The sequence below is a fragment of the Streptomyces sp. WM6378 genome, from assembly GCF_001279695.1.
Lineage (GTDB): Bacteria > Actinomycetota > Actinomycetes > Streptomycetales > Streptomycetaceae > Streptomyces.
On the sequence record NZ_LGDD01000157.1, the window covers coordinates 1 to 841 of the forward strand.

1 protein-coding gene is annotated in these 841 nt (G+C 68.1%); it reads left to right on the forward strand.

Annotated features, from left to right (window positions below):
* On the forward strand, positions 1-262 hold a 262-nt coding region (locus ADK54_RS15265), incomplete at its 5' end, for an ArsR/SmtB family transcription factor (RefSeq protein WP_159047769.1).
* Positions 263-841: the final 579 nt, after the last annotated feature.

The following is an 841-nucleotide window of genomic DNA, read 5'->3' on the forward strand; positions in this document are numbered from 1 at the left end:
GGCCCGTCTCCAGGAGGGCCCCTGCGCGGTCGGCGACCTCGCCGAGGCCGTGGGCATGGAAGCATCCGCCTGCTCCCACCAGCTCCGCCTGCTGCGCAATCTCGGGCTCGTCGCCGGAGAACGGCGGGGCCGTTCCATCGTCTACGCCCTCTACGACAATCACGTCGCCGAACTCCTGGACCAGGCCCTCTTCCACGTCGAGCACCTGCGCCTGGGCCTGCGCGACGCATCCACCGAGACGGACGAGTACGTGGTCCCGTAGCGGGCCGGTATCACCTGCTGGCCGATGCATGTCGCGGGCGGCGCGCAGCAGTTTGTCGATGACGACGGTGAGCCGACTGCCGACGCGGCTGCGGGCCCACGGGGCGCCAGGCCTTTCTACGCGCACCACGCCGGAAGCGCCTCGCAGCACGGAAGGGACTCACCAGAGCGGGCTGCCGCTATCGCGGGGCTCACCGACTCCGGCCTCCTCGTGCACACCGAGGGTGACATCGCCGTCCTCGCCGACGATGTCCGGTACGGCCTACGTCTCTGTCGGGCGACAGCAGGTGGTTGTCAGTCGCGGCGACACCGGAAGTGTCAGTGACTGGCTGCCTGGGCCTTGACCTTCCTCAGGTCGTAGACGGTGGCCTCGGATTCACCCGCACCGCAGACACCTGGACGGTCAACGCCGCCACCGCCCGATCCCAGGGTGCGCTCACCCAGAAAACCACCGCTGACCAGGCAAGATCTTCAGTGATCTCCTAGTGACCTGAGTCGTTGATGCGTCGTTTGATATGCATGGGGCGTCCGGGGCCGCGGTTGGCCGAACTGGTGTTGTCCGAGCGCGAGCGTGAGGTGC